Origin of the sequence: Dictyoglomus sp. NZ13-RE01 (genome assembly GCA_002878375.1) — a bacterium.
Lineage (GTDB): Bacteria > Dictyoglomota > Dictyoglomia > Dictyoglomales > Dictyoglomaceae > NZ13-RE01.
The window spans coordinates 120,353-146,791 of the sequence record NIRF01000003.1 but is presented as its reverse complement, the minus strand read 5'-3'; the positions used below and the strand labels follow the sequence as shown (position 1 = coordinate 146,791).

General features: G+C 33.7%; 26 protein-coding genes, 1 tRNA gene, 2 rRNA genes and 1 pseudogene. 28 read left to right on the top strand and 2 right to left on the bottom strand.

Annotated features, from left to right (window positions below; translation table 11 throughout):
* Positions 1–191 (top strand): 23S ribosomal RNA (locus CBR30_04255); the annotation flags it as partial.
* A gap of 58 nt (positions 192–249) precedes the next feature.
* Positions 250–366 (top strand): 5S ribosomal RNA (gene rrf / locus CBR30_04250).
* A 10-nt stretch (positions 367–376) separates the two neighbouring features.
* On the opposite strand, the gene CBR30_04245 is transcribed toward rrf, so the two are convergent.
* Positions 377–2,377: a phosphohydrolase gene (locus tag CBR30_04245; protein PMQ01882.1), complete on the bottom strand. Its 2,001-nt coding sequence runs from the start codon at positions 2,375–2,377 to the stop codon at positions 377–379.
* Positions 2,378–2,443: 66 nt separating this feature from the next.
* On the opposite strand from CBR30_04245, the gene CBR30_04240 reads away from it, so the two are divergent.
* The 13 genes from CBR30_04240 to CBR30_04180 all read left to right on the top strand — a co-directional run bounded on the left by CBR30_04240 (position 2,444) and on the right by CBR30_04180 (position 13,592).
* Positions 2,444–2,519: transfer RNA gene (locus CBR30_04240), tRNA-Gln, on the top strand.
* A 21-nt stretch (positions 2,520–2,540) separates the two neighbouring features.
* Positions 2,541–3,512 carry a GcaD protein gene (locus CBR30_04235; GenBank protein ID PMQ01881.1) on the top strand — a complete coding sequence of 324 codons (972 nt, stop codon included), beginning with the start codon at positions 2,541–2,543 and terminating at the stop codon, positions 3,510–3,512.
* A gap of 5 nt (positions 3,513–3,517) precedes the next feature.
* Complete coding sequence (locus CBR30_04230; GenBank protein PMQ01880.1) at positions 3,518–4,459, top strand: ribose-phosphate pyrophosphokinase; 942 nt, start codon at positions 3,518–3,520, stop codon at positions 4,457–4,459.
* A gap of 26 nt (positions 4,460–4,485) precedes the next feature.
* Positions 4,486–5,112: a 50S ribosomal protein L25/general stress protein Ctc gene (locus tag CBR30_04225; protein ID PMQ01879.1), complete on the top strand. Its 627-nt coding sequence runs from the start codon at positions 4,486–4,488 to the stop codon at positions 5,110–5,112.
* Positions 5,113–5,126: 14 nt separating this feature from the next.
* Positions 5,127–5,981 (top strand): fatty acid-binding protein DegV, encoded by an 855-nt coding sequence (locus CBR30_04220; GenBank protein ID PMQ01878.1) that lies wholly within the window; start codon positions 5,127–5,129, stop codon positions 5,979–5,981.
* Positions 5,981–7,504 carry a single-stranded DNA-binding protein gene (locus CBR30_04215; protein ID PMQ01877.1) on the top strand — a complete coding sequence of 508 codons (1,524 nt, stop codon included), beginning with the start codon at positions 5,981–5,983 and terminating at the stop codon, positions 7,502–7,504. Before CBR30_04220 ends, CBR30_04215 begins: the two co-directional genes overlap by 1 nt.
* A gap of 4 nt (positions 7,505–7,508) precedes the next feature.
* Complete coding sequence (tmk, locus tag CBR30_04210; GenBank protein ID PMQ01876.1) at positions 7,509–8,123, top strand: dTMP kinase; 615 nt, start codon at positions 7,509–7,511, stop codon at positions 8,121–8,123.
* Positions 8,124–8,125: 2 nt separating this feature from the next.
* The gene (locus CBR30_04205; protein PMQ01875.1) at positions 8,126–8,452 is read left to right on the top strand and encodes a hypothetical protein; all 327 of its coding nucleotides are present in this window, start codon (positions 8,126–8,128) and stop codon (positions 8,450–8,452) included.
* On the top strand, positions 8,452–9,429 hold the full coding sequence (holB, locus tag CBR30_04200; GenBank protein PMQ01874.1) for a DNA polymerase III subunit delta': 978 nt from the start codon (positions 8,452–8,454) through the stop codon (positions 9,427–9,429). The genes CBR30_04205 and holB overlap by 1 nt, the downstream gene beginning before the upstream one ends.
* Entirely contained in the window at positions 9,426–10,310 is an 885-nt protein-coding gene (locus CBR30_04195) for a stage 0 sporulation protein (protein ID PMQ01873.1), read from the top strand. Before holB ends, CBR30_04195 begins: the two co-directional genes overlap by 4 nt.
* Positions 10,310–11,128 carry a hypothetical protein gene (locus CBR30_04190; GenBank protein ID PMQ01872.1) on the top strand — a complete coding sequence of 273 codons (819 nt, stop codon included), beginning with the start codon at positions 10,310–10,312 and terminating at the stop codon, positions 11,126–11,128. Before CBR30_04195 ends, CBR30_04190 begins: the two co-directional genes overlap by 1 nt.
* Complete coding sequence (locus tag CBR30_04185; GenBank protein ID PMQ01871.1) at positions 11,128–12,450, top strand: AAA family ATPase; 1,323 nt, start codon at positions 11,128–11,130, stop codon at positions 12,448–12,450. Before CBR30_04190 ends, CBR30_04185 begins: the two co-directional genes overlap by 1 nt.
* Positions 12,426–13,592: a hypothetical protein gene (locus CBR30_04180; GenBank protein ID PMQ01870.1), complete on the top strand. Its 1,167-nt coding sequence runs from the start codon at positions 12,426–12,428 to the stop codon at positions 13,590–13,592. The genes CBR30_04185 and CBR30_04180 overlap by 25 nt, the downstream gene beginning before the upstream one ends.
* Here the strand turns inward: CBR30_04180 and CBR30_04175 are convergent.
* Complete coding sequence (locus CBR30_04175) at positions 13,546–15,252, bottom strand: hypothetical protein (GenBank protein PMQ01869.1); 1,707 nt, start codon at positions 15,250–15,252, stop codon at positions 13,546–13,548. The two genes, CBR30_04180 and CBR30_04175, sit on opposite strands and share 47 nt — an antisense overlap.
* A 114-nt stretch (positions 15,253–15,366) precedes the next feature.
* Between CBR30_04175 and CBR30_04170 the strand changes: the two genes are divergently transcribed.
* The 13 genes and pseudogenes from CBR30_04170 (at position 15,367) to CBR30_04110 (ending at position 26,437) form a co-directional block, all read left to right on the top strand.
* On the top strand, positions 15,367–16,293 hold the full coding sequence (locus CBR30_04170) for a ribokinase (protein ID PMQ01868.1): 927 nt from the start codon (positions 15,367–15,369) through the stop codon (positions 16,291–16,293).
* Positions 16,294–16,354: 61 nt separating this feature from the next.
* On the top strand, positions 16,355–17,395 hold the full coding sequence (gene rseP / locus CBR30_04165) for an RIP metalloprotease RseP (protein ID PMQ01867.1): 1,041 nt from the start codon (positions 16,355–16,357) through the stop codon (positions 17,393–17,395).
* Positions 17,395–18,520: pseudogene (locus CBR30_04160) on the top strand (4-hydroxy-3-methylbut-2-en-1-yl diphosphate synthase). Before rseP ends, CBR30_04160 begins: the two are co-directional and overlap by 1 nt.
* Positions 18,462–19,967, top strand: coding sequence for a ribonuclease Y (gene rny / locus CBR30_04155; protein ID PMQ01866.1), 1,506 nt, complete (start codon positions 18,462–18,464; stop codon positions 19,965–19,967). The pseudogene CBR30_04160 and the gene rny overlap by 59 nt, the downstream one beginning before the upstream one ends.
* Entirely contained in the window at positions 19,957–20,754 is a 798-nt protein-coding gene (locus CBR30_04150) for a metallophosphoesterase (GenBank protein ID PMQ01865.1), read from the top strand. Before rny ends, CBR30_04150 begins: the two co-directional genes overlap by 11 nt.
* A 53-nt stretch (positions 20,755–20,807) precedes the next feature.
* Positions 20,808–21,068 (top strand): stage V sporulation protein S, encoded by a 261-nt coding sequence (locus CBR30_04145; GenBank protein ID PMQ01889.1) that lies wholly within the window; start codon positions 20,808–20,810, stop codon positions 21,066–21,068.
* A 110-nt stretch (positions 21,069–21,178) separates the two neighbouring features.
* Positions 21,179–21,385 carry a 50S ribosomal protein L31 gene (locus CBR30_04140; protein PMQ01864.1) on the top strand — a complete coding sequence of 69 codons (207 nt, stop codon included), beginning with the start codon at positions 21,179–21,181 and terminating at the stop codon, positions 21,383–21,385.
* Positions 21,386–21,387: 2 nt separating this feature from the next.
* The gene (locus tag CBR30_04135) at positions 21,388–22,044 is read left to right on the top strand and encodes a thymidylate synthase (FAD) (GenBank protein ID PMQ01863.1); all 657 of its coding nucleotides are present in this window, start codon (positions 21,388–21,390) and stop codon (positions 22,042–22,044) included.
* 4 nt (positions 22,045–22,048) lie between these two features.
* Entirely contained in the window at positions 22,049–22,639 is a 591-nt protein-coding gene (locus CBR30_04130) for a thymidine kinase (protein PMQ01862.1), read from the top strand.
* Complete coding sequence (locus CBR30_04125; protein PMQ01861.1) at positions 22,636–23,502, top strand: hypothetical protein; 867 nt, start codon at positions 22,636–22,638, stop codon at positions 23,500–23,502. Before CBR30_04130 ends, CBR30_04125 begins: the two co-directional genes overlap by 4 nt.
* Complete coding sequence (locus CBR30_04120) at positions 23,492–24,595, top strand: peptide chain release factor 1 (protein PMQ01860.1); 1,104 nt, start codon at positions 23,492–23,494, stop codon at positions 24,593–24,595. The genes CBR30_04125 and CBR30_04120 overlap by 11 nt, the downstream gene beginning before the upstream one ends.
* On the top strand, positions 24,579–25,433 hold the full coding sequence (gene prmC / locus CBR30_04115) for a protein-(glutamine-N5) methyltransferase, release factor-specific (protein ID PMQ01859.1): 855 nt from the start codon (positions 24,579–24,581) through the stop codon (positions 25,431–25,433). Before CBR30_04120 ends, prmC begins: the two co-directional genes overlap by 17 nt.
* Positions 25,412–26,437: a threonylcarbamoyl-AMP synthase gene (locus CBR30_04110; protein ID PMQ01858.1), complete on the top strand. Its 1,026-nt coding sequence runs from the start codon at positions 25,412–25,414 to the stop codon at positions 26,435–26,437. The genes prmC and CBR30_04110 overlap by 22 nt, the downstream gene beginning before the upstream one ends.
* Positions 26,438–26,439: the final 2 nt, after the last annotated feature.

Here is a 26,439-nt window from a genome sequence, read left to right as displayed (position 1 = left end):
CAGGAGCTGGGTAGCCAAGTCCGTACGGGATAAGCGCTGAAAGCATCTAAGCGCGAAGCCCACTCCGAGATAAGGTCTCCCACGGGGAAAACCCGGTAAGGCACCTCCGAGAAGAGGAGGTAGATAGGCCGGAGGTGGAAGCGCAGCAATGCGTTAAGCCGACCGGTACTAATATGCCGAGGCTTTGGTGCCTGGCTGGTTATTATGGTAGGTCTAATTGAAGTTATAGAGGAAAGGAGGGAGGAGGTTACTGGTGATTAGAGCGGAGGGGAAACGCCCGTTCCCATTCCGAACACGGAAGCTAAGCCCTCCAGCGCCGATGGTACTGCCCTGGCAACGGGGTGGGAGAGTAGGTCATCGCCAGAGAACCTCCTCCCTATTTTTTTACCACTTTGATTTCATGAGGGTAAGGTATTCTTCTATGTCTCATTCTGATTATGCTTTTAATAAATGCCTGTGAGATCTTTTCTAACTCTTTCAATGTTAGATTAGTATTTTCCAACTGTCCATCGTTTATTTTTTCGCTGATAATTCTTCGCACAATTTTTTCTATTAATTCGGGGGTAAAATCACTGGATATATTTCTTGTTGCAGCTTCTATGCTATCTGCTAACATGACAATTGCAGCCTCTTTAGATTTTGGTTTTGGACCTGGATATCTAAAATCTTCTTCACATAGACATTTATTCTCTTGTTCTGCCTGTTTATTATAAAAATAAGTGATTACACTTGTTCCATGATGTTGCTCAATAATATCTAATATATTCTTTGGAAATTTATACCCGCTTGCAATTTTTACTCCATCTCTTGGATGATTTTTTATTATTAATGCACTTATATATGGACTAAGATAATTATGAGGATTTTCTTCATTTGGCATTAAATTTTCTATAAAGTATTGAGGTCTTTTTATCTTTCCAATATCATGGTATAAGGATGCAGTTCTAACAAGATATAAGTTTGCACCGATCTCTTCTGCAGCTCTTTCCGCTAAGTTTGCTACAATTAAACTGTGATAATAGGTTCCAGGGGCTTCAATAAAAAGTTTATGTAACAAAGGATGGTTTGGGTTAGAGAGCTCTAATAACCTTATAGGAGTAGCTAATCGGAATATGCTCTCTATGAACGGTATTATGCCTACTGTAAGGATGGAAGATAAAATAGGATTAATGATAATATTTATGATATCGGAGAGTTGAATATATTCACCTATTATATAATTATTGAATAAAACTATCAGGATATTGCCCAAAACTAAGTATAAAGATATAGTGAAAAATCTTATTCTGTCTTCAATTTCCCTTAAAAAATAGCTTATTGTGAGAAGATTAATTAAAGATAAAACAGAAAAAGATAATGATGAGGTTAATAAACCAAATATTACAGAAAGTTGTGTTCCAAGGAATATAGTATAAGAAACGTTTAGAAAAGACATAGATAGCATAAATACAGTAGAGATGGGGGTTATATATGTGGCAAATATAGAGAAAAGTTTAATTAAAAATAGACCTAAAGAAAAGAGAAACTGGGACAAAAGGAAAGTATTAATATCTAAATCCTGGATAAATTTAGGCAAAAATAATTTTTGAAAAATTTGTAAGATCAAAACTAATCCGAATAAGCTTATCAATTTTAGTATATTTCTGATTGAAGTTGTTAGACCAAAGGCTTCAAGGATTTTATATTTTTTATCATCAACAATATCTCCCTTTTTTATTATAATGTCTCCCTTTGATATAAGTTTCTCCACTGGTCTTATGGATCTTAATAATTCTTGCTTTTTAGCCTCTGTCTCCTTTTCATCTATAAACATATTTGGAGTAATTAATAGATTAGAAAGTTCCTCTGCAATATAGCTGGGAAAAGAAAATTCTTTCTTCAGAAAATTAGCAAAGTCCCTTTTCTTTTTTATAACGTCTTCCTGTGTTATACCTTTTGCATAAATATCGGATAACCACACTTCTATTCTTCTTTGGATTAGGTTCAATTTTTGCTTATTAATTGAAGATAAATACTTTTTAGAAGCACTACTGATTCCTGTTTGTTCTGAAAGGATTTTGTCTAAGCTATCAAGGATATTTAAAATAATATTTTGATCAATCTTATAAATGGGTTTAAATTGAGATAAAAGTAGATTTTTAATCCTCTCTGTTTCTTCTTTATCAATATATACTAATGTTCTTGGGGCTTCTATATTCCTTACTGCCACATCACCTAATTTTATAGGAGGAAATATGAGTAGATCTAAGGATAGAATCAAAAGATTAAGTATGGCAAAAGCAGTAAAAGAAACAGAAAAGACTTTTTTAGTTAAATTTTCTTTTATTCTCCTTGTAATTTCTGAAAACCTATAATTCTTTTTATTTATTTTCCTCATACTGATGTATTTAATTTTAACATTTATTGACCTAATTTTCACTATAGGATATAATTGAATGTGGACTGGGGAGTAGCCAAGCTGGTAAGGCAGCGGACTTTGGATCCGCCATTCGCTGGTTCGAATCCAGCCTCCCCAGCCAATTTTAGTTTATATGAAACCTATGAAAGATTGGGTAGTAGCAATACTTTCTGCAGGACAAGGAAAAAGAATGAAGACTGATCGCCCCAAGGTTCTACATCCTTTAGTGGATCGTCCCATTCTTTATTACATATTTGAAGCAGTTTCTTCAATTACGAATAATATATACATTGTTATAAGCCCAAAATTATATAATGTTTTGTATGATAAGATTAATGTTAACTTTGTCGTACAAGATGAACCTTTAGGGACTGGCGATGCTGTAAAAAGGCTATTACCATATTTAAAAGAATTTAATGGGAATATTTTGGTTCTTCCAGGGGATGTACCTTTAATTAAAAAAGAAACCTTGGAAAGATTATGTCTTATTCATGAAAAGGAAAATAATGCTTGTACAATTTTGACTACTGTAGTTGATAATCCATCAGGTTATGGCAGAATAGTGAGGGATGAAAAGGGGAATATAGTGAAAATTGTAGAAGATAAGGATGCAACTTTGGAAGAAAAGAACATTAAAGAAATAAATACTGCAATCTATGCTTTTGATTGGAATAAATTAAAGGAGGTTTTGCCTTATTTAAATAATAATAATGCACAAAAGGAATATTATCTTCCGGATGCTTTATCGTTACTTTTAAAAAGAGGGGAAAAAGTAAATTCTTTGACTGTTGAAAACTGGGAAGTATTAGGTGTTAATAGTCAAAAAGAATTAGCAAATTTACATAAAGTTTTTACAGGCAAGATAAATGAAAAATGGATGGATGCGGGTGTTACTATTATTTCTCCTGATACGGTGACTATAGGAAAGGATGTTCTATTAGAAAATGATGTGATAATTTACCCAAACTCAGTAATGTTAGGAAGGATTATAATTAAAAAAGGGAGCGTAGTTGGCTATAATGTATACATTAAGAATTATACTATTGGGGAAAAAGTAGAGATTGGACCTAATTCTTTTATATCATGTAATAAATCTAAAGAAGAAGGAGATTAGAAGAAATGGGACCTAAATGTTTAGCTCTTTATAGTGGTACTTCTAATCCTGAGTTAGCTAAAGAAGTGGCTGATTATTTAGGGGTAGAATTGGGAGAGATTGAGATTCGTAGATTCTCTGATGGTGAGATTTACGCAAGAATTGTAAAGAGTGTTAGAGGGGCAGAGGTTTATGTAATTCAGTCTTTGGGAACTTCAGTTAATGAATATTTTATGGAGCTATTAATCATAATTGATGCATTAAGACGAGCCTCTGCAAGTGCTGTAACTGCTGTCATTCCTTATTTTGCTTACGCAAGACAGGATAGGAAAACAAAGTCAAGGGAGCCTATTTCAGCAAAACTTGTGGCAAATTTATTAACCGTAGCTGGGGCTTCAAGGGTAGTTACAATGGATTTACATGCTGGACAGATTCAAGGATTTTTTGATATTCCTGTGGACAATCTTACTGCATTACCTTTATTTTCCAGATATTTTCAAGATATGGATCTAAAAGATCCTGTAGTTGTTTCTCCTGATATTGGTGGTGTTGCAAGGGCAAAATCATTAGCAAATAGACTTCACACACCATTAGCTATAATATATAAAAGGAGACCTGCACCAGAGGTGGCGGAAGTGGAAGAGATAATTGGAGATGTAAAAGATAGGGATGTTATAATTTGTGATGACATAGTTACTACAGGAAATACTTTATTTTCTGCTGCTAAGCTTTTGAGAGAGAGGGGAGCAAGGGATATTTATTCCGCAGTAACTCATGGTATATTAACAAATAATGCTCCTGAAGAATTGCAGAAGTCTGAGATTAAGGAATTAGTTGTAACAAATACTATTCCAATAAAAGAATGGAAAAGAGTGCCAAAATTAAAGGTACTCTCTGTTGGTAATCTATTAGGAGAAGCGATTAGACGAATATCTAATAATGATTCTTTAAGTTCATTATTTGACTGAAATAATCTTAGAAGGAGGTATAGGATATGGAAATATTAGAAATTAAAGCAAGTAAAAGAGAAAAATTAGGTAAGGAATGGGCTAAAAAATATAGAAGAGAGGGTAAAATACCTGCCATACTTTATGGAGCCCATTTAGAGGGTAGTATTCCTTTGGTTCTTGAGAAAAAAGAAGTTCAGAAACTTTTTAGTAGAAAAGCAGAAACAGAACAGCACATTTTAAAGATCACAATAGAGGATAATAGCAATACAAGAGTAGAAACCGCACTATTACAGAGCTATCAGATAGATCCATTGACTTCCTCAATCATACATATTGATTTTCATGCAGTAAGTTTGGATGAGGTTGTTGATACCTATGTACCAATTGTTTTAACTGGAGAAGCTGTGGGAGTGAAGAAGGGTGGAGTATTACAGCATGGAATTACTGAAGTTTATGTAAGAGCCCTTCCTTTAGATATTCCACCTCATATTGAAGTAGATATAAGTGATTTGGATATAGGTGACTCTATTACTATAGGAGATGTTAAAGTGTCTGAAAAGGTAAAGATCCTTACGCCTGTAGATGAGGTTGTAGTTTCTATTTTACCTCCTCAGAGAGGAGAAGTTGAGGAGACTGCTACATCAGAAGCATCTACTTCTGAGACTACATAAATTGGAGGGAAAAAATGATTAAAATTGTTACAGATAGTACTTCTGCGTTACCAAAGGATTATGTGGAAGAACATGGAATTTATGTGGTTCCATTGAAGGTGGCTTTTGGGGATGAAGTTTATAGGGATGGTGTAGATATTTTCCCTGATATGTTTTTCAAAAAGATTAAGGAGACAGGAATATTTCCAAAAACATCCCAGCCATCGGTGGAGGAATTTTACCAAACATATTCCGACATTTTTAATAAGTATCCCGATGTAGAAGGTGTAATTTCAATACATATATCTTCTGGTTTGAGTGGAACGATTGGCTCTGCAAATTCTGCCAGAGAGCTTCTTCCTGAATATAAGGAAAAAATTTATATAATAGATTCGAAGATCACTGAATTTGCTCTCGGTTTAATAATTATTCAAATGGTGAGAGCTATTGAGAAGGGGATGTCTTTAAAAGAGCTCTTAGATTTTACAAATAAAATGTTAAATAACACAGAGGTTCTTTTCACAGTAGATACTTTGGAGTATCTATATAGAGGTGGAAGAATTGGAGCTGCACAAGCATGGATGGGTAGTATTTTACAAATAAAGCCCATTCTTGAGTTAAAAAACGGAATAATTGAACCTGTTGAGAGAGTCAGAACTAAACAGAAGGTAAAGGATAGAATTTTAGAAATTATGAAAGAGAGAGTGGGAGATGTACCGGTAATAACAGCATTAGCTTATTCAGATAATTATGAAGAGGTTAAAGAAATATCTGAAGAAGTTAAGAAGAAGTTTAATGTTTTAGAATTATTCCTTGCTTCTTTTAGTTGTACTATTCTTTCTCATATAGGACCAGGTTCCTGGGGAATTATTTGTTTGAAAGGAGAGTAATGAGAAAATTGACACAACAAATTGTAGATGATTTAGATAAACTATTAGCTATATTTCCAGAGGATATTAAGAAAAGATTGGAAGAGGATCCTGATATAAAGGACCTAATAGAGGTTGTTTTGGATCTGGGAAGAGAAGTTGAAGCAAGATTTTACAAGAAAAATGTTATCTTTCATGGAAGGTATACAACAGAGGAAGATATAAACTATATTTTATCCCGTGTTGGTGAATTTAGTGGAGATAAAAGGGCTGGAATTGAAAGAACCCTTCATAGAATTTCTGCTATTGAAAATAGACATGGTAGGATTATAGGATTGACCTGTAGAGTGGGGAGAGCAGTTTTAGGTACTGTGGATATTATAAGAGATGTAATAGAAACTGGGAAAAATATATTGCTTCTTGGAAAACCTGGGGTAGGAAAGACAACCTTATTAAGAGAAACTGCAAGGGTTTTAGCAGATGAGTTAAATAAAAGGGTGATAATTATAGATACCTCAAATGAGATTGGAGGAGACGGAGATATTCCACATCCAGCCATAGGAAGAGCAAGAAGAATGCAGGTTCCAAATCCAGCTAAACAACACGATGTAATGATAGAAGCTGTAGAAAACCATATGCCTGAGGTAATTGTAATTGATGAGATTGGAACAGAGTTGGAGGCAAAAGCGGCAAGAACCATTGCAGAGAGGGGAGTCCAACTTATAGGAACCGCTCATGGAATAACTTTGGAGAACTTGCTTTTAAATCCTACATTATCCGATCTTGTAGGAGGAATTCAGGCAGTTACTTTAAGTGATGAGGAAGCAAAAAGGAGAGGTACTCAAAAGACTGTTTTAGAAAGAAAAGCTCCTCCTACTTTCGATATAGTAATAGAAATACAAGAACGAGATAGATTGGCGATTCATCATGATGTAGCAAAAACTATAGATGCCATGTTGAGAGGATATATGATACCTCCTGAGATTAGAATAAGAACTCCGGAGGGAAAGGTAGAGAAAATATATGTTCCTCCTACAAAATCTCCTGAGGAAGAGGCGAAAGTTAGCTTAGAAGGAAAGAAGCCTGAGATTTTGAAAATATTCCCATATGGTATTAGTAGAAATAAGTTGGAGAAAGCCATAAGAAATTTAAATGTTCCAGCTTACGTGGTAAGGAATCTTTCTGATGCTAATTGTCTTTTGTTGTTAAAAGCCCATCAAAAAAGAGCAAAAGATTTAATTAATGAAGCAGAAAAGAGAAATATGGTCATTTCTGTTTTAAGGAGCAATACGGTTACTCAAATGGAGAGATTTCTGAGCGAGCATTTTAAAGTAGGAACATCGAGAAGTGCAGAGGAAGAAAGGGCGTTAAGGGAAGCAAGAGAAGGAATAGAGTATGTTTTAACTCATGAAGAGCCTTATGAGCTTTCACCACAACCGGCTTATTTAAGAAGACTTCAACATCAATTAATTCAGGAGTATGGATTAAGGTCTGAAAGTGTAGGAGTAGAACCAAATAGAAAAGTAAAAATTTTCCCCTATTAAATTAATAATGAAAAACTTATTTATCACATTAGAAGGATTAGATGGGTGTGGAAAGACCACACAAGCTAAACTTCTTAAAGACTATTTAGAAGAAAGAGGACATATAGTCTATCTAACAAGAGAACCTGGCGGAAGTAAGATAGGTGAAAAAATCAGGGATATCTTATTGGATTCAAATATGAAAATACACCCTTGGACAGAAGCATTGCTATATCTTTCTGCCAGGTTAGAGAATACTTTGATAATAAAAGAGAGGCTGAAAGAAGGATTTACTGTTATTTGTGAAAGGTATATTGATTCGACTATAGCTTACCAAGGTTATGGAAGAGGACTTCCTATTGATGAATTAAAAAGATTAAATAACTTAGTTACTTTTGGTTTAAAACCACATTTAACCATATTACTTGATATTGAACCTAATATAGCTCTTCAAAGAAAGAAAAATTTAGATAGAATTGAGAAAGAAGGTTTGGAATTTTATAATAAAGTAAGGATTGGTTATTTGAAAATTGCTGAAGAGGAGAAAGATAGAGTTTATATAGTCAAGGCGGAAGGAGAAACTAAAGAGATTAGTAAAAACATTTTTCAGATTATATCTAAAATATTTAATGAGGTGTGAAGATGAAACTTGTTTTTGCAATTATTCAAGGAGAAGATTGGAAGAAGGTAAGGGAGATATTTATTGAAAAAAATCTCCCATTAACCTTCTTCAAAAGTAGTGGGGGTTTTTTGCAAGAACCAAGTATTACTCTTCTTACAGTAATAGAAGAAGAAAGATTAGAAGAAGTTTTAGAAATATTGAGAGAAAACTGTAAGGAGAGGGAAAAAATAATTATACCTCCTCTTCCTTCCATAGAACTTTTAAGAAGTGTGCCAATGCCTGTAAAAATTAAGGTGGGTGGAGCCATAGTTTTTGTTATGGATGTTTCCTATTTTGAGAAGATATAATGGCTTTTAAAGAGATTATAGGACAGAATTTAGCAATAAGTATATTAAGGAAAAGTATAAAAGAAAATAGGTTGGTTAATACCTACCTCTTTGTAGGACCAGAGGGGGTAGGAAAGAAGCAAGCTGCAATTTCTTTTGCTCAAGCATTGAATTGTCCTGTTTTACCAGGGGAAGGATGCGGAGAATGTCTTACTTGCAGAGAAATAAAGAATTTTAATTTTCCAGATCTACTTTATTATGAGCCGGATGGCATGTGGTACAAGATACAGCAGGTAAGAGAAATGCGGAGGGAGATTTATCTAAAACCACTTCAGAGTAAGTGGAAAATTGTTATATTAGACTCAGCCCATCAATTGAGGAATGAATCTGCCAATGCTTTATTAAAGTCTCTGGAGGAACCACCTTATTATACTATCTTTATTCTTTTAGCTTGGCGTCCTGAAATGCTTCTTCCAACTATTATATCTCGAAGTCAGATAATAAACTTCACATATCTTAACAATGATGAATTAAGACAGGTATTTAAAAATGTGCCTGAGGAAAAATTAGATATTATTATTGCCCTTGCTCAGGGAAGTCCTGGAAAAGGATTTTACTGGTTAGAGGAAGAAAATTGGAATAGAAGAGAAGAATTTTTTAAATATCTTTCACAGTTGAAAAAGGAGGAATTACTTCCAGTTTTTGACTTAGTGGATTTTTTGGCGGAGGATAAGAAAGTAGATAACATTCTTCCACTTCTTGAGTTACTATTGTTTTGGTGGAGAGATTTATTGTTTTGGAAGTTATTCCAAAAAGAGGAATTTATTACTCAAAGAGACTTTATTGGAGAAATAGTAAGAAAATCTCAAGATTATAGTTTGGACAAGCTTAGAAGAAATTTTAGAAGCACCCAGGATGCCATAAGAGGAATAAGAAATAATGCTAATTTACTTTTAACTTTAGAAACTTTATTCATTAGAACAGGGGTGTTAGCATGAAAGAACCATTATATATAGTAGGGGTTAGACTTAGGAGTTTTAAGGTTTATTATTTTTCTACAAAGAAGGCTGATCTAAAGCCAGGCGATTGGGTTATTGTAAAAACTGTACAAGGAACAGAGGCGGGTACTGTTGCAATACCTCCTTTTATACCTCCTGATAATTTTGAACCTGTAACTCCTCTAAAACCAATACTTAGGAAGGCGAACGAGGAAGATTTAGAAAAAATTAAGAGGTATAGAGAGGAGGAGAAAGAAGGAGTAATATTGGCTCAAAAGAAGGCAGAAGAGCTTGGGCTTCCAATAAAAATACTTGCTTGTGAAATAGCCTTTAATTATAGCAAAATAACATTTCATTTTGCATCAGAGGAAAGAGTTGATTTTAGGGAATTAGTAAAAGAATTAGCAAATCATTACAAAACTCGTATTGAACTTCATCAAGTAGGAGTAAGAGATGAAGTAAGATATTTGGGTGCGATAGGTATATGTGGAAGAGAAGTTTGTTGTCATTCATTTTTACCTGAATTTAACTCTATATCTGTGAAGATGGCAAAGGAGCAATCATTAGTTTTAAATCCCATTAAAATTTCTGGAGTATGTGGAAGATTAATGTGTTGCTTGGCTTATGAGTATGATGTTTATCAAGAGATAAAAGCCTCTTTACCGCCAAAAGGTGCTGTTGTACAAACCCCGCAAGGAGAAGGAGTGATTGTAGACCATCATATCCCTTTGAATAAAGTTATTGTAGAATTTGAAGAAGGGGGAAGAGAATTTTTCTCCCCTAACGAAGTTAAGGTTATTCAAGTAAAAAATGAGAATGGTCATAAACACGAGAAAATAATAGAAAAGATCTTTGATATTTTAGAAGATAAGGAAGATTAATGTTAAAGAATGAGGATATAAAAAGCCTTTTAGAAAGCTTAGAAGATTTAAGACTAATAAGAACGTTAAAACTAAGAGGTTATAGTATAACAGAGAGTTGTTCTTTAGAAAGGGTGATACTTCCGAGAATTAAAAATAATGAAGTATTAGAAAAATATTATGATCTTCTTTTCCATTATAGATTTAGAAGACTTCTTAGTGATATTATTCAAGTAAGAAATCAAAATGAGATAAACTTAGATTTACTACTCACTCGATGGAGTTGGGATGAAATTTCAGATTATTTTGAATTACTGGTTGATTGGGGAATTTTGCAAAAAGATGAGAATAAGTATTATTTTATGTATGGTGTAGATAATTTTGGTGAGACCTTGGAATGGTTTATATCTCGTATATTGAGAAAGGAGTTTTTATTACCATCTTTTTGGGGAGTAAAGCTTTTGGATATTTTTGGTGGAGGAGACTTTGATGTTTTAAGCCTGTTGGAAAATTATCTTGTTTATATAGAGTGCAAGACAAGCCCTCCCAACAATGTAAGATTGAGAGATCTGTGGGAATTTTTAAGAAGAAGGGAAGTCTTAGGGTCAAATCTTACTATTTTTTTGATTGATACAACATTAAAGGTGGAGAGAAATATTATTGAGAATTTGAAGGATTTATTAGATAAAAGATTCGCAAAGGATAAAAACAATATACCCGTTAAGGAAAAGGAAGGAATTTATTCCTTTAATAATGATCTTTTTATACTTCAAGCAAAAGGTGATTTTGTTAATAACTTTCAATATATATTTAGAAATTTTTTGAAGAGTAAAGTCTAATGGAACAGGGAAAGTTTTTTAAAGAGGAAGAGAAGTTTCAGCCTCTTGCTCATAGAATAAGACCAAGAAGTTTTGAAGAGTTGGTAGGTCTTGAAGAGATTATTGGGGAAAATTCTTTTTTGAGAAAAGCTATTAAAAGGGGTTATCTCCCCTCATTGATAATATACGGACCTCCAGGAACAGGAAAGACAACTCTCTCTCTTTTATTAGCTCAATCCATAAAGGCGGACTTTATTGAGTTGAATGCTGCAATAGTAGGAATTTCAGAACTAAAGGATGCCTTACAAAAAGCTAAAAGAAATTTAGAAATGTTTAAGAAATCAACAGTTATATTTCTTGATGAGATTCATCATTTTAATAAGTTACAGCAGGATGTTTTGCTTCCATGGATTGAAAAGGGGCTAATAGTACTTATAGGAGCTACCACTGAAAATCCATTTTTTACTTTAAATTCTACGTTACTTTCTCGTTGCAGATTAGTTGAGCTAAAACCATTATCTTCTGAGGATATAAGGAAAATTATTCATAGAGCTCTATCTGATAAGGAAAGAGGTTTAGGAGGTCAAAATATAATATTGGAGAAAGAGGCGGAGGATGAAATAATAAGGTTTGCCAGTGGAGATGCCAGAGTCGCTTTAAACACATTAGAACTTGCCTCTTTTATCGCTAATCCTGATGATAATGGAATAATAAGGATTGATCTTAAGATTATAGAAGAAGTAACCCAAAAAAGAATTTTTAGATATGATCAAAAGGGAGATGAACACTATCATGTTATATCCGCTTTTATAAAAAGTATAAGGGGCTCTGATCCTGATGCTGCGATTTATTGGCTTTCAAGAATGCTCCTTTCCGGAGAGGATCCCAGATTTATAGCAAGAAGATTACTTATCCATTCAGCGGAGGATATTGGTTTGGCAGATCCCATGGCAATGCTAATTGCACAGTATGCTGCTTTTGCTGTGGAATATATAGGAATGCCTGAGGCACAAATTCCTCTATCTGCTGCAACTCTTTATCTTGCACTTTCTCCGAAAAGTAATAGTGCAGTAATTGCAATAAATAAGGCTAATGAATATCTTAAAAAATACGGTCCTTCCCCAGTCCCTATTCATCTAAGGAATCCCTCTTTTAGAGGAGCAGAAGAATTAGGATATGGTAAGGATTATAAATATCCTCATGATTATCCTGGGCATTTTGTAGAGCAGGATTATTTACCTGAGGGTGTAAAAGAGCGATTTTACCAGCCCTCTGAAGAAGGTATGGAAAAGATATTCAAGGAAAGGGTGAAAGAATTATGGAAAGAAAGATTTGGAAAATAATATTTTTATTAATCGTATTTATAATTTTTGTTGGTGGTTGTAAAGAACAACCAAAAGAAGAAAATAATAAGGTTCTAGAGAGTGTACCTTCTAAGATTGAGGTTGCTTATTCTGACGAAGCCTTCGAAGATTTCTTAATTAATTATCATAATGAAGTGAAAAATTATGAAAAGATTGTAAGGGTAAAGAAAACAAATGATTATGAGGTATCGTGGGTTAAGTATGAGATTTATTTGGGAAGGACCTTTGAAGATGAAAAAAATAAGCTTTTAAGCTTTTTAGAGGAAAGAAAATTAAATTATAACCTTGAAAAGACCACAAAATATAATAAGGTATCTGTAGATTATATATACACCTTACCGAATAATGATAGTATTAATTTAGATATTTTTGACTTATATTTTCCTTTTAAAAAGAATGTTCAGATACAAAAAAAGCATGAGAAGCCTTTATTAGCAATTGTTGTAGATGACTTTGTAGAAAAGAATTATTGGACGGATCTTATTTTTTCCCTAACTTACACTTTAAATATTGCAATAATTCCTAATTCAAAAGCTTTAGAATTAGCAAAAGAGGCAGAGAAGAAAAATTGGTATGTAATTATGCACATGCCTATGGAATCTATAAGTTACCCCAAAGATGCTAAATATTTAATCTCTACTCCAATAATGACTGGAATGAGTAAAGAGGAGATAAGAAAAGTAATTGATAAAAGTTTAGAATATTTTAAGGGATTTCCTATTGAGGGACTTAATAATCATATGGGGTCTAAAGTAACTCAAGATGAGGAAACAATGAGCAATCTTTACGATGTTTTAAAGGAAAAGGGACTATTCTTTTTAGATAGTAAAACAATTGCTAAAAGTGTGGGAAGGAAATTGGCTAAGGAAAAGGGCATAGAGTTTTTAGAAAATAATTTATTTTTGGACCATGAAAATGATGAGAAAAAGATAAGATATAGATTTCAACAAGCTAAATATTTGGCAAAAAAGTTAGGTAGAGCAATAGTAATCTGCCATGTAAGACCAAAAACTATATATGTTATGAAGGAATTAGAAAAAGAAAACTTTTTTGAAGATGTAGAACTGGTAAAGCTTAAAGATTTATTGTCTTCAGAATCAAACCCTCCTTTGAAGGAATAGAGATAATGTCTTTGTAGATTTTTTCATCTAATAAGTTTTTAAAAATCATATTTTTTGGAAGTTCAATTACTTTTTCTACTTCTTCTTGATTAATTAATACAAGGATTTTTTCTTCACCATAAGTTTTCCAATAAGATAATACTGGGGAAGAAAATGGAACATACTTTCCTTTATATAAGCTTGGATGATTTTTCCTAATATTTACAATCTTTTTATAATAGGAGAATAATTCGAGATCTTGCTTTTCTTCATCCCAAATCATAGGAAGACGATTGTATTCATGCAGGCTTCTACCATTTTCTAATATATCTCTATATTGATTTAACCCGATTTCTGTCCCATAATAGATTATCGGTGTTTCATTTTGAGTAAATTGGAAAATAATTGCTAATTTTAGTATTTTCTTATCTTTAGCTACCCATAAGAATCTATTTGAGTCATGATTCTCTAAAAAAGAGACCATTTTAAATTTGGGATTAAAGTATTCTCTTTTAGTAAGTAAAATTGCATTGAATTCATTTGGTCTCCACTTTCTACCTATAAAAAACTCTCTTATCATACTGAATAAAAAGAAATCTAATGCTCCATCAAGTTTGCCCTCAAAGGATTTTAATTTTTGTGGAGTATCGATAATCTCTCCAAAATGAAAGGTGTCTGGAAATTCATTCTTTATTTTAAACCAATAATCCGTCCAAAAATCTAAAACAGGACCTATAGCATAGTCTAATCTATATCCGGAAATATTAAAATTTTTTATCCAGTATTTGGCGCTTTCTATAATGTAATCTCTTGCTTCTTTATATCTAAGGTCTATTTTGGGCATTGATTTTGCTCCTGGAAAAGTCTCGTACAATTCATCTTGAAAAATAAACCATTTTCTATACATACTATTAGGATTTTCTAAAGCCTCTTGAAATATAGGATTTTGGATTGACATATGGTTTGGCACAAAGTCTAAGAAAATTCTAATCCCTTTATTAAAAGCTTTATCAACTAAAATTTTTAGATCTTCTTTTGTCCCTTTTATTGGATCTATTTCAAAATAGTCGATGATGTCATATCCATGATAAGATGGGCTTTTGAATATGGGTGAAAGCCACAGTGCATTTACTCCTAAATCTTCGATATAGTCTAAATGTTCAATAATTCCTTTTAAGTCTCCACCCCATTTAGTTTTTAGATTTTCTTGATAAGGAACTGGTTCTTTTCCTTTTGCAAATCTATCAACAAAAATATGATAGATTATAGTTTCATCGATCCAGTTTGGTTGTGAAAAATTGTCAACACTGAAAGAGTAAATATTATCATCCTTTTCAACCTTATATCTTATAATTGTATTTTCTTTTTGTCCTGGTATAACTCCTTTATAGATTTTTATAAAGTTCCATAAAGTATCATCCCATATTATTTCATCTAAGTATAGATTTATTTTCTCATCACTATCTTTTGGCTCAGAACCGTCCTTAGTGTAATAGAGAGTTAGCTTATCTTCAAAAGAATCAGATCCCATAGAAAAGTAAATTTCAATATCCTCATTTGGTGAGGGATCTGAGGGAATTATCTTCCACAAATTTATCCTATTAAGCTCTTTTTTTCTCCTTTCTAATAGATATTGGACTTCCTTCAAATTTCCAAAGATATTATCATCAAAGCTACTCATTTTTCTCCTCCTTAAATTAACACGTGTTATTTGGATATTATATCATAAAAATACTTTTATAGGTTTTGAATTTAATGCTAAAATAAATCCAAATTAATTAGGGAGGAGTATATTATGATTTTGGTCTGTGGGGAAGCCTTGATTGATTTTACTCCTAAAAAATTTGGTGATGAAATAGGTTATGTTCCACATCCTGGAGGGTCCCCTTTTAATGTGGCTATTACCTTAGGAAGACTCAAAGCGGATGTCTCTTTTTTCGGAAAGATCTCTTACGATATTTTTGGGGAAATGTTATTTTCTTTTCTTAAAGAGAATAATGTGGATACAAGATATTTATTAAGAGGAAGAGAACCTACTACTCTTGCCTTTGTGATTATTGGTCCTGATAATGAGCCTCATTTTGTATTTTATGGGGATAATTCTGCGGATAGTTCTATAAGATCTGAAGAACTACCTTATTCTTTTTCTTCTGATATTGCATTAATGCATTTTGGCTCTATTTCTTTAATAAGGGAGCCTGGGGCATCTACATTGGAAAGCCTGATGGAAAGGGAGAAGGGAAAAATTTTAATCTCATTAGATCCTAATGTGCGTCCCATACTTATTCATGATAAGGAGAGGTATATTGAAAGGTTGGAAAAGTGGGTTTCTTGGTCAAATTTAGTTAAGATGAGTAGAGCGGATTTAGAATGGCTTTATCCTGGACTTTCTTTAGAAGAGATGGCCCAAAAATATATTGGACTTGGTGTAGATATTGTAGTAGTAACATTAGGTGAGAGGGGATCAAAAGCTTTTACAAAGGATGGCTCTATTGAAGTTCCTGCATACAAAGTAAAAGTAGTAGATACTGTAGGTGCAGGAGATTCTTTTATGGGGGGTCTTTTATATTGGTTTTGGAAAATTGGTAAGCTTAATATAAAAGAGTTTAATAGTATTTCTCTAAAGGATATTGAGGAGGGACTAAAGTTTGCCTCTAAGGTTGCTGGTTTAACTTGTACTCGTGCAGGAGCAAATCCTCCTTATTTAGAAGAGTTAGATTGAAAAAAATACTTTTATCCTATAAACTTAAAAGAAAAAAGAGGAGGTTATTAATTAGTTTAATATGAGTTTAATTTGGTTTTTATTAGTTTTTGCGGTTTTGACGATACCGCACGAATTTGGTCATTTTATAACTGCAAAGTTGTTTGGTGTAAGAGTATATGAGTTTGCTATAGGATTTGGTCCTAAAATTGTTGAGTTTTCAAAAAAGGCTACAAAGTATACCTTGAGACTTATTCCTATCGGTGGTTTTGTTAGAATGGCTGGTATCGATGATTTGAATGAGGAAGTAGACATACCTGAGGAGGAGAAGTTTACCCAGAAATCTCCAGGCAGGAAAATTTTAATTCTACTTTCAGGTCCATTAATGAATTTTGTTTTAGCTATTTTTGTTTTTACCTTAGTTTTTCTCTTGGGTGTACCATATCCTATACCAAAGGTAAAGGATGTGATTTCTGGAAAGCCTGCTTATTTAGCTGGGATTAGGCCAGGGGATAGAATTGTTTCAATAAATGGCATAAAAATTCAAGATACGGAAACTGCGGTGAAAATAATAAGAGAAGCGGTACCAAGCAAAGATAAAATTAATCCTATAGTTTTAGAAATAGAGAGAGAGGGAAATATACTTTATTTTAAGGTAACTCCAGAATGGGATGAGGAACGAAAAGGAGGCTTTATAGGAATAGCCTTTGATTATGAGATTAAAAAATATCCTCTTTTCTTAGCAATAAAAGAAGGTTTTAATGCCTTTGTTACCGTTATAGCATTAATCTTTACAGTAATTATTATGTTGTTTAAGGGAGCTCAAGGTATTACTGTTACAGGTCCTATAGGTATTGCAAAACTAACAGGAGAAGCTGCGTCTTCCGGTTATCAGACTCTTCTAAACTTTATAGGGCTTTTTAGTGTACAATTAGGAATATTTAATCTTATCCCATTTCCTGCTTTGGATGGAGGAAGAATTTTATTTGTTATAATTGAAAAGATCAGAGGAAGACCAATAGAAACAAAAAAGGAAGAGATTGTTCATTGGATTGGTCTTCTAATTCTCCTCTTTTTAATGCTACTTGTAACCTTTTTTGATATAAAGAGGCTTGGCAAATAGTGGGAAGAAAAACAAAAGTAGTCAAAGTTGGTAATATTTTCTTGGGTGGAGATAATCCTATAAGGGTTCAATCTATGACAAAAACCCCTACTACAGATGTAAAAAGAACCCTAATGCAGATTTATAGGCTATATAAAAGGGGATGCGAACTTGTTAGAATAGGTGTTCCTGATAAGGAGTCTGCTATTTCCTTAGGCAAAATAAAAAAGAAGAGCCCAATCCCTATAATAGCGGATATACACTTTGACTATAGATTAGCATTGATAGCTTTAGAACAAGGAGTAGATAAATTAAGGCTTAATCCAGGCAATTTGAAAAATCCTAAGTACATATCTTTAATAGCAAAGGAGGCAAAAGCAAGGGGAGTTCCTATTAGGGTGGGTAGTAATTCTGGATCTCTAAGTCCAGATATTTTAAAAAAGTATGGAGGTATTACACCTGAGGCTTTAGTGGAAAGCGCCTTAAATGAGGTAAAATTATTAGAGGAAGAAGGATTCTTTGATATTGTAATATCTGTTAAATCATCTTCTATACCTCTTACTGTATCTGCTTACAGATTGTTAAGTAAAAAGGTCGATTATCCATTACATATTGGAATTACAGAGGCTGGAACATTACTTTCAGGTAGCATCCGTTCTGCAGTGGGTTTAGGTATACTATTAAATGAGGGTATTGGTGATACAATAAGAGTTTCGTTATCTGCAAGTCCTGAGAAGGAAGTGGATGTAGCATATGAAATTTTAAGGAGTCTTAATTTAAGGGAAAGGGGTATTAGAGTAATTGCTTGTCCTATGTGTGCAAGGAGTAATTTCCCAGTAGCAAAGGTGGCAAACATGATAGAAAAAGAGTTCAAAGATTATCCTTATAATGTTACAATTGCTGTTATGGGTTGCGAAGTGAATGGCCCTGGAGAAGCGAAAGAGGCAGATTTGGGCATTGCTGGAACAAAAAGTAGAGTTTTTCTTTTTAAATATGGTAAGATTATAAAAGAAGGTTCTTGGGGTAAGATATTGGAGGAGTTAAGGAAAGAGTTGGAAAATTTGGAAAAAGGAGGTGAATAGCAATTATTATCTTAATAACGACAATAATATTTGTAATAGGTATCTCTATTGGTTATTTTGTTAGAAAGTATGTAGAAAAGAAAATTTCTGAGAATGCTGAAGTAAAGGCAAAAGAGATATTAGAAAAGGCTCGTCTTCAAGCTGAAGAAGAGAAAAAAGTCCTTCTTCTTGAAGGTAAAGAAGAGATCTATAGATTGAAGACAGAGACTGAAAGGGAATTAAGGGAGAGAAGAAATGAAATTTTAAATTTAGAAAGAAGAATTTTGCAGAGGGAGGAGAATCTTGAGAAGAGGGAAGAGCTTCTTTTAAAGAAGGAAAAGGAGATTGAGGAAAGGTTAAATGAAGCTAAAGAATTGCAAAAGAGACAGATTGAAGAACTACAAAATATAGCTCAATTAACAAAAGAGGAGGCTAAAGAACTTTTACTTCAAAAATTAGAAGAAGAACTGCAAAGAGATATTGCTTTAAGAATTAAAGAGGCTGAAGCAAGATTTAAAGAGATGGCGGATAAAAAGGCAAGAGAAATTTTAAGTGAGGCTATACAGAGGTGTGCAGTTGAACATACAATTGAATCTACAGTTTCGGTGGTGAGTCTTCCAAGTGAAGAGATGAAAGGAAGAATTATAGGTAGAGAGGGAAGGAATATAAGAACCTTTGAGACTTTAACTGGAGTGGATTTAATTATTGACGATACTCCAGAGGCAGTAGTGCTTTCATCTTTTGATCCTATAAGAAGAGAAATAGCAAGAATAGCACTGGAAAAGTTAGTCAAGGACGGAAGAATTCATCCTGCAAGAATTGAAGAAATGGTTAATAAAGCAAAGAAGGAAGTAGACAATAGAATAAGAGAAGAAGGCGAGAGAGCAATGCTTGAGGTAGGAATTCATAATTTGCATCCTGATTTAATTAGGACCTTGGGAAGGCTTTACTATAGAACAAGTTACGGACAAAATGTATTACAGCATTCTATAGAAGTTGCGAAATTAGCCGCTGTTATAGCAGGAGAGTTAGGAATTGATGTAAATCTTGCAAAGCGTGCTGGGCTTTTACATGATATTGGGAAAGCTATTGATTATGAAATAGAAGGTTCCCATGCACTTTTAGGCTCTGAACTTCTGAAAAAGTACGGTGAAAATAGTAGCATTGTGCACGCAGTGGCATCTCATCACGAGGAAGTACCTCCTACAAGTGTCTTAGATGTTATTATTCAGGTAGCAGATAGTATATCTGCGGTAAGACCAGGAGCAAGAAGAGAAAGTATTGAAGTTTATATAAAGAGATTAGAAAAATTAGAAGAGATTGCTATGTCTTTTCCTGGTGTAGATAAAGCTTATGCTATACAGGCTGGAAGAGAAATAAGGGTAATGGTAAATCCTGAAAGTGTTGATGATGTAACAGCAACACGTCTTGCTTATCAGATAGCTAAAAAGATTGAAAAGGAAATGGAGTATCCTGGTCAGATAAAAATAACAGTTATAAGAGAAACAAGAGCTGTAGAATATGCAAGATAATTTAAGGATATTATTTTTAGGAGATATTGTAGGAAGTATTGGAAGAAAAGGATTATCAATGTTTTTGCCAGAAGTTAGAAGAGAGTATAATATAGATTTAGTGATAGCAAATGTAGAAAATTCAGCTGCAGGTTTTGGTATTACGGAAAAGGTAATAAAAGAAATAATGGAGGCAGGAGTGGATGTTATGACAAGTGGAAATCATATATGGGATAAAAAAGAAGGCATACCTGTTTTAGAAAGCTGTGAAAGAATAATAAGACCTGCTAATTATCCAAAGGGTGTACCAGGAAGAGGTTATATTACCCTCTCGCATTTTGGCAAAAAAATTTGTATAATTAATCTACAGGGACGGATATTTATGGAGCCATTAGATAGTCCTTTCAAAGTAGCAGAGGAGATTATTGAAAAAGTTGCAGATGAGGCTAAAATAATATTGGTAGATATGCATGCGGAAGCAACGTCGGAAAAAATAGCGATGGGTTATTTCTTAGATGGAAAAGTCACTGCAGTTGTAGGTACACATACTCATGTGCAAACTGCAGATGAGAAAATATTGGAGGGGGGAACAGGTTACATTACAGATGTTGGTATGTGCGGGGCTGAAGACTCAATTTTGGGGGTGGATAAGGAAGCTGTTCTTAAAAAATTTCTTCTCCAAATTCCTCAACGTTTTGAAGTTCCAGAGAAAGGACTTTTTAAAATGGAAGGGGTGATTATTGAGGTAGAGGAAAGCTCAGGCAAAACTAAAAAAATCCAAAGATTGCAAAGGAGGGGAAGAGTATAGAAGAGAAAAAATCTGCCATGGGAGAGAAAAGAACATATAAAGGAGGTAAAATTATGGAAGTTTTGAAAGTTTCAGCTAAATCAAATCCTAATGCAGTTGCAGGAGCATTAGCAGGTGTTATTCGTGAAAGAGGACGTGCAGAAATTCAAGTTATAGGGGCTGGAGCTGTTAACCAAGCGGTAAAAGCAATAGCTATAACAAGGGGTTATGTAGCTCCAAGTGGCATAGATTTAATTTGTATACCAGCATTCACAGATGTGCAGATTGATGGAGAAGAAAGAACAGCTATCCGATTTATTGTAGAGCCTCGCTAATATTTGATTAGGAGAAAGATTTTTGGAAGGCGGAGAATTAATTCTCCGCCTTCTTTAATTTTTATGGTATAATTGATAGGACTATATATTTCTTAAGGAGGAGTAAAAAAATGAAAAAGGGTATACATCCTGAGATGAAAAAAGCTAAAATTGTTTGTGCTTGTGGAGCAGTTTATGAAACTTTGTCCACAAAAGAGTATATGACTACAGAAATTTGTGCGAAATGTCATCCATTCTTTACTGGTCAAAGAAAGTTTGTAGATACAGAAAGAAGAGTAGAGAAATTTGCTAAAAAATATAACTGGGAAGTTAAATAAAAGTGAGGGTAAAATTAATAGCCTATACGCCAGAGCCGGAAAAGGTTTGTGCTCTGGCGATGCGTCTTTGTCATTTTAGAGGAAGCTTAGAAGAATTAGAAAAGGAAATAGATTCTTCTGAGATAGAGAGATTACTTAAAAAGGCAAAGAAGCTTCAGCATCTATCTATTTTTGAGCATGCTAATTTTACTTTTTATATAGATGGAATATCCAGAGTAACATCCCATCAATTGGTTAGGCATAGAATAGCTTCCTATTCTCAACAGAGTCAGAGGTATGTAAATCTAAAGGATGAATTTATAACTCCACCTTTGGTTAATGAAGACAAAGAGGCTCAAAAACTCTATAAAGAATTTATCAAATTTGCTTTTGAAAACTACCAAAAGTTGATAGAAATGGGAATTCCAAAAGAAGATGCAAGGTATGTTTTACCACAGGCTGTTGAGACGAAAATTATTCTTACTATGAATGCACGGGAACTTATGCATTTTTTTACGCTAAGAACATGTAATAATGCTCAATGGGAAATAAGAGAGATGGCATGGCTTATGTTAGAAGAGGTAAAGAAAGTTGCCCCTATTATTTTTGAGGATGCTGGACCTCCTTGTTTTAGAGGTCCATGTCCTGAAGGAAAAAAATGTATTCCAGAAAGAAGGTGAAAGAATGGAATATATTAATAATCCCTCAGGGTGGATAGAGGTTATATGTGGTGGAATGTATAGTGGAAAGAGTGAAGAATTAATAAGAAGGGTTAGAAGAGCTCAAATTGCAAAACAAAAGGTCCAAGTATTTAAACATAGCTTAGATAACAGATATGAAAGGGATTATGTAACCTCTCATACAGGTCTAAAAATAGAGGCAATTTTGGTTTCTAATAGTTCAGAGATTGAAAGATTAGTTGAAAAGGATACACAGGTAGTTGCTATTGAGGAAGGACAATTTTTTGATATGGGGCTTGTAAAAGTTTGCCAAAAGTTGGCAGATGAGGGGAAAAGAGTAATAGTGGCAGGTTTAGATCAAGATTTTAGAGGAGAACCTTTTGGTCCTATGCCTTATCTTCTTGCGGTAGCTGAGTATGTAGATAAGCTACATGCTATTTGTATGAAATGTGGTAATCTTGCAAGTAGGACTCAAAGGATTGTAAATGGTAAACCAGCCTATTATGATGATCCTATAATCTTAGTAGGAGCCTTTGAGACTTATGAGGCTCGTTGTAGAAAATGTCATGTTGTTCTAAGAAGGGATGAAAAATGAAAAGAGAAGAGAATGTAGGTGGACAAGCAGTGTATGAAGGAGTAATGATGAGAAAGGGGATCAATCTTGCTGTTGCAGTCAGAAATCCCATGGGAGAGATTGTTGTCGACAAGTATAAGCTTCAGCCAGTCTTTAAGAAATGGGCAAAAATTCCCTTTTTGAGAGGATTATTAATATTAATGGATTCATTAGTTTGGGGTATAAAAGCTTTAACTTATTCTACAAATGTGGCATTTCCTGAAGAGGAGAAAATAGATAGTGGGTGGGGAATTTTCTTTGCATTGGTTCTTAGTTTTGCCCTTTTTGTGGCACTATTTATAGTATTACCATTAATTATCGTTAAGCCAATTGAAAGTTACGTTTCTTCTCAAATAATTCTTAGATTGATTGAAGGACTTATACGTATTATCATTTTTATTGCTTATCTTGTGCTTGTCACTAATATTAAGGAGATAAAAAGAGTTTTCCAATACCATGGGGCTGAACATAAAACAGTTTTCTGTTATGAGGCAGGAGAAGAACTTACAGTTGAGAATTGTAGAAAATATTCAAGATTTCATCCAAGATGTGGTACATCCTTCTTACTTGTAGTAATGATAATTAGCGTAGTTATTTATGCTTTTTTAGGTAAACAAGGCTTTATAGAGAGGATTTTCTCAAGAGTTTTATTAATACCCTTAATTTTTAGTCTATCCTATGAGATAATAAGACTAGGATCGAAACATTATCATTCGAAATTTTGGAGAGCTGTAATTTTACCTGGGTTATGGATGCAGTATTTAACAACAAAGGAGCCAGATGATTCTCAGTTGGAGGTAGCTATAAGAGCTCTTAAGGAGGTGTTAGAAGAAGATGCTGAATGAAATTTTCTTTCAGAAATTGCAGGATATAGAGAATAGATTTAATGAATTAGAAGAGCTCTTGGCAAGTCCTGAAATAGTGAGTGATATTCAAAAATATCAAAACTTGTTAAAAGAAAGAGGAAAAATTGAGGATGTAGTTAATGAGTTTAGGGAGTATAAAAAACTTCTTAAAGAAAAAGAGGAAATAGAGGCACTCTTAGAAGAAGAAAAGGATGAAGAATTAAGGAGTTTAGCAGAGGGAGAATTAGAACAGATTAATAAAAGATTGGAGGAGCTGGAGTTTTCTTTGAAAGCTGCCCTTCTTCCAGAAGACCCTAATGATGAGAAAAATATCATAATGGAAATTAGGGCAGGTACAGGTGGAGAGGAGGCAGCTCTTTTTGCAGCAGATCTTTTCAGAATGTATGTAGGATATGCTCAGAAAAAGGGATGGAAAATAGATATTGTTAGCTCTAATCCAACAGGACTTGGTGGTTTTAAAGAGATAATTTTCTTGGTCGAAGGAAAAGGAGCTTATAGCAGATTAAAGTTTGAGAGTGGGGTACATAGAGTTCAAAGGGTACCTGTAACAGAGTCCTCAGGAAGAATTCATACGTCTACTGCTACTGTGGCTGTACTTCCTGAAATGGAAGAAGTAGAGATTTATATAGATCCAAAAGATTTAAGAATTGAAACTTTTAGGTCTGGTGGTGCGGGCGGACAACATGTAAATAAAACAGAATCAGGAGTTAGGATTACTCATATTCCTACAGGAATAGTGGTGCAGTGTCAGGATGAAAGATCTCAGCATCAGAATAAGGAAAAGGCAATGAGAGTTCTTAGATCAAGATTATATGAATACTACAAGCAGGAGAAAGAGTCGGAGATTGCGGAAAAAAGAAAATCTCAAGTAGGTACAGGAGAGAGAAGCGAGAAAATTAGAACTTATAATTTCCCTCAAAGACGCGTTACTGATCATAGAATAAACTATTCGTCCTTTCAATTAGAAGAGGTACTTTCAGGAGAACTTGATGAATTTATTGATAGATTAATACTTGCGGAAAAAGAAGAACAGATAAAGAAACTTTTAGAAGAAGTTGCTACCACTACGTGACGCTTTAAACAAGGCAAAAAAGGAATTAGAAAAAATTGGTTGTTCTGAGTCTTACTTAGAAGCAGAACTTATTATTGCTACTACTTTAGGGGTAGGTAGGGTAGATATTTATAAGTTTGATTATTTGAATGAAGAACAAGAAATTCTCTTTTATAACCTACTCAAGAAGAGACTGCAAGGATATCCAATAGCATACATAATGAAGAAAAAATATTTTTATGATCTTGAGTTGGTTGTGGATTCTAATGTGTTAATACCACGTCCTGAAACAGAAGTTTTGTTGGAAATTGCTTTTGATTTAATAGAAAGGAAAAGTATAAATTCTGTTGTTGAGATAGGAGTTGGAAGTGGAAATATAGTAATTCCTTTGGCAAGGAAGTTCCCTCATTTGAATATATATGCTTGCGATATATCGCCATCTGCAATTAGAATAGCAAAAAGAAATGCTGAAAAATACAAAGTTGCTGAAAAAATTAATTTTTACTTAGGTCCCTATCTTTATCCATTCTTTTTAAGAAAGATTGATTTTCAACTAATTATTACAAATCCTCCTTATGTAAGTGCAAGGGAAATGGTATTTCTACCCCAAGAAGTTAAAAGAGAGCCATGGAAAGCATTATATGGAGGATTTGATGGTTGCAAATTTTACAAAGAGATTTTTAGAGAGATGAAAAGTTTAGTTGGAGGTATTTTTTTGGCTGAGATATCTGAATTTATTGGAAAGAAGATAGAAAATTTAGTAAAATCCTATTTTAATAATTTTTCTTTTGAAATTTATAAAGACTATTTCGGAAAAGATAGGATAGTGAAGTTGGAATGGGGAAGTATTTTAAAGTAGATCCTAATAATATCTCTATGTCCGCCATAGATTATGCGGTTAAGGTTTTGGAAAAGGGAGGGCTTGTAGCTTTTCCCACTGAAACAGTATATGGTTTGGGAGCAGATGCCTTTAATCCGTCCGCTATAAAAAAGATATTTATGGTAAAAAATAGACCAATAGATAATCCTTTGATTGTTCATGTGGGAAGAAAAGATGAAATATATTCTCTTGCGGAGGAAGTCTCTGAAGACGCAGAAAAGCTAATAGAAAAATTTTGGCCAGGTCCACTTACATTGATATTTTACAAATCCTCATTAGTAAACGATATTATTACGGCAGGAAGTGAAAAAGTAGCTATAAGACAGCCTTCTCATCCTGTAGCTCTTGCCCTTTTAAAAGCATTTGGTAGACCAATCCCTGCTCCTTCAGCTAATTTATCAGGAAGACCAAGCCCAACAAAAGCGGAGCATGTTTTAGAGGATTTAGGAGATAGAATAGATGTGATATTAGATGGAGGGGAGGTTGTTTATGGATTGGAATCCACAGTATTGGATCTAACAGAAGAAGAGCCTATTATTTTGCGTCCTGGTGCTTGTACAAAGGAGGATATAGAGAAAGTTTTGGGAAAAAAAATTAATGTTTGGAGAAGAAGTGATAAAAATGAGAAGGTTCCATCACCTGGATTGAAACATAGGCATTATGCTCCCAAAGTACCTTTGTACATAATTGATGAATTTAACGATACATGGAAAAATAGAATATTGAAGTGGCTTGAAGAAGGAAAAAAGGTTGGTGCATTAGTTTCAGAAGAGTATAGAAGTTTTTATCCTAATAGTGTAAAATTATTAGTAGTAGGTAGTAGGAAAAATTTGCCAAGTATTGCAGTTAATTTGTTTAGTGGAATGAGAATGTTGGAGGATGAAGTGGATATAATTTTGAGTGAATCATATCCCTTAGAAGGGATTGGTCTTGCTATAATGGACAGATTAATAAGAGCATCCAAAAATCTTGAAGGAGAATAATT

Excerpts from the sequence above, each read along its gene's own strand:
- CBR30_04245 (PMQ01882.1), bottom strand. The coding sequence starts at position 2,377 with ATGAGGAAAATAAATAAAAAGAATTATAGGTTTTCAGAAATTACAAGG.
- CBR30_04235 (PMQ01881.1), top strand. The coding sequence starts at position 2,541 with ATGAAAGATTGGGTAGTAGCAATACTTTCTGCAGGACAAGGAAAAAGA.
- CBR30_04230 (PMQ01880.1), top strand. The coding sequence starts at position 3,518 with ATGGGACCTAAATGTTTAGCTCTTTATAGTGGTACTTCTAATCCTGAG.
- CBR30_04225 (PMQ01879.1), top strand. The coding sequence starts at position 4,486 with ATGGAAATATTAGAAATTAAAGCAAGTAAAAGAGAAAAATTAGGTAAG.
- CBR30_04220 (PMQ01878.1), top strand. The coding sequence starts at position 5,127 with ATGATTAAAATTGTTACAGATAGTACTTCTGCGTTACCAAAGGATTAT.
- CBR30_04215 (PMQ01877.1), top strand. The coding sequence starts at position 5,981 with ATGAGAAAATTGACACAACAAATTGTAGATGATTTAGATAAACTATTA.
- CBR30_04205 (PMQ01875.1), top strand. The coding sequence starts at position 8,126 with ATGAAACTTGTTTTTGCAATTATTCAAGGAGAAGATTGGAAGAAGGTA.
- holB (PMQ01874.1), top strand. The coding sequence starts at position 8,452 with ATGGCTTTTAAAGAGATTATAGGACAGAATTTAGCAATAAGTATATTA.
- CBR30_04195 (PMQ01873.1), top strand. The coding sequence starts at position 9,426 with ATGAAAGAACCATTATATATAGTAGGGGTTAGACTTAGGAGTTTTAAG.
- CBR30_04190 (PMQ01872.1), top strand. The coding sequence starts at position 10,310 with ATGTTAAAGAATGAGGATATAAAAAGCCTTTTAGAAAGCTTAGAAGAT.
- CBR30_04185 (PMQ01871.1), top strand. The coding sequence starts at position 11,128 with ATGGAACAGGGAAAGTTTTTTAAAGAGGAAGAGAAGTTTCAGCCTCTT.
- CBR30_04180 (PMQ01870.1), top strand. The coding sequence starts at position 12,426 with ATGGAAAGAAAGATTTGGAAAATAATATTTTTATTAATCGTATTTATA.
- CBR30_04175 (PMQ01869.1), bottom strand. The coding sequence starts at position 15,252 with ATGAGTAGCTTTGATGATAATATCTTTGGAAATTTGAAGGAAGTCCAA.
- CBR30_04170 (PMQ01868.1), top strand. The coding sequence starts at position 15,367 with ATGATTTTGGTCTGTGGGGAAGCCTTGATTGATTTTACTCCTAAAAAA.
- rseP (PMQ01867.1), top strand. The coding sequence starts at position 16,355 with ATGAGTTTAATTTGGTTTTTATTAGTTTTTGCGGTTTTGACGATACCG.
- CBR30_04150 (PMQ01865.1), top strand. The coding sequence starts at position 19,957 with ATGCAAGATAATTTAAGGATATTATTTTTAGGAGATATTGTAGGAAGT.
- CBR30_04145 (PMQ01889.1), top strand. The coding sequence starts at position 20,808 with ATGGAAGTTTTGAAAGTTTCAGCTAAATCAAATCCTAATGCAGTTGCA.
- CBR30_04140 (PMQ01864.1), top strand. The coding sequence starts at position 21,179 with ATGAAAAAGGGTATACATCCTGAGATGAAAAAAGCTAAAATTGTTTGT.
- CBR30_04130 (PMQ01862.1), top strand. The coding sequence starts at position 22,049 with ATGGAATATATTAATAATCCCTCAGGGTGGATAGAGGTTATATGTGGT.
- CBR30_04125 (PMQ01861.1), top strand. The coding sequence starts at position 22,636 with ATGAAAAGAGAAGAGAATGTAGGTGGACAAGCAGTGTATGAAGGAGTA.
- CBR30_04120 (PMQ01860.1), top strand. The coding sequence starts at position 23,492 with ATGCTGAATGAAATTTTCTTTCAGAAATTGCAGGATATAGAGAATAGA.
- CBR30_04110 (PMQ01858.1), top strand. The coding sequence starts at position 25,412 with ATGGGGAAGTATTTTAAAGTAGATCCTAATAATATCTCTATGTCCGCC.